Genomic DNA, 1,505 nt, shown 5'->3' with positions numbered 1-1,505 from the left:
CTTCCTCCTTTGTGCTGCGGCAGCGGCTATCTGTGCTGCTGCAATATGGGTCAAACTTAGGAACTCTACCATAGGGCTAGGGAGTTATTTTTTTTTCATTTTTGAGGGCTGCTGCTGCAATGTGGGTCAAACTGAGCTATCTCGTCAATTCCCCATCATCCGCCCCTTCCTCCTTTGTGCTACGGCAGCGGCTATCTGTGCTGCTGCAATGGGGGTCAAACCACTTTTTGCTTGCCTTTGCCTAGTAAAGTTTCTTTCTTTCTTTTTTTTCTCCTTTCTCTCTCCCCCTCCCCCCCTCTCTCTCCCCCCTCCCTCTCTCTCCTCCCCCCCCCTCTCTCTCCTCCTCCTCCTTACTTCCCTACTTTTCCTGTTTGAAATTAGGCACTCTGCCATAGGGCTAGGGAGGCCAAGGTGAGCCCCATAGAAGTAGGGTATATGAGGAGGGGTGCAAAAACATGGGAGCCTCATAACCAAGGAAAATACATATATGTGAGGCACCCTGCGACTTTTGTGGGATTGTCTCCGAGTCGGCGGAACTGTTTCCAATCGGTCGGACAGTGTCAGAGGGTCCCTGCCTTTGAGTGGGGAGTATACTCTGAGTCTGTATTGGGCCAGAGCAGGTTACAGTCTTCGTGCGTGAGATTGTCATCTCGACTTGTGACTGTGTCTAAGAACACTAGCGGACGAGAAACTATGTCGGTTGGCTCTTGCCTCAGGTGGAGGCTTGTGTGCGTCGTTTGTGAACGGGCTCGTAGGTCTAAACAACCTTCGTTGTCGCGTTGCATCGGATAGATATCTGGTTGATCCTGCCAGTAGCATATGCTTGTCTCAAAGGCTAAGCCATGCATGTCTAAGTACAAGCCTAACTAAGGTGAAACCGCGAATGGCTCATTAAATCACACTTAATCTACTGGAATGTTAGCAGTTACTTGGATAACTGCGGTAATTCTGGAGCTAATACATGCGAAAAATCTCGACTCACGGAGAGATGCTTTTATTAGATCAAAACCAAACAGCCTTTGGCTGTAATACTGGTGACTCTGAATAACTTTGGGCTGATCGCATCGCCTTGTGCGGGCGACATTTCCTTCGAAAGTGTGCCCTATCAACTGTCGACTGTGATATAGACGCTCACAGTGGTTTTGACGGGTAACGGGGAATCAGGGTTCGATTCCGGAGAGGGAGCCTTAAAAACGGCTACCACATCTAAGGAAGGCAGCAGGCACGCAAATTACCCAATCATCGAAGATGGAGGTAGTGACGAAAAATAACAATACGGGACTCTTCCGAGGCCCCGTAATTGGAATGAGTACAATTTAAATCCTTTAACGAGGACCCATTGGAGGGCAAGTCTGGTGCCAGCAGCCGCGGTAATTCCAGCTCCAATAGCGTATCTTAAAGTTGCTGCAGTTAAAAAGCTCGTAGTTGGATTTCGGAATGGGCCAGTTGGTCCGCCTCACGGTGTGTTACTGGCTGGTCTGTTCTTCTTCGCAAAGACTGCGTGT

The 1,505-nt window shown here is 49.2% G+C and carries 1 rRNA gene; it reads left to right on the top strand.

Annotation, left to right across the window (positions count from 1 at the left end):
- Positions 1-788: 788 nt before the first annotated feature.
- Positions 789-1,505 (top strand): 16S ribosomal RNA (locus AAFM92_16835); the annotation flags it as partial.

The sequence above is a fragment of the Pseudomonadota bacterium genome, assembly GCA_038533575.1.
Classification (GTDB): domain Bacteria; phylum Pseudomonadota; class Alphaproteobacteria; order Rhodobacterales; family Rhodobacteraceae; genus Shimia_B.
The sequence above is the reverse complement of the archived record's forward strand: the minus strand, read 5'-3'. Positions and strand labels throughout refer to the sequence as shown.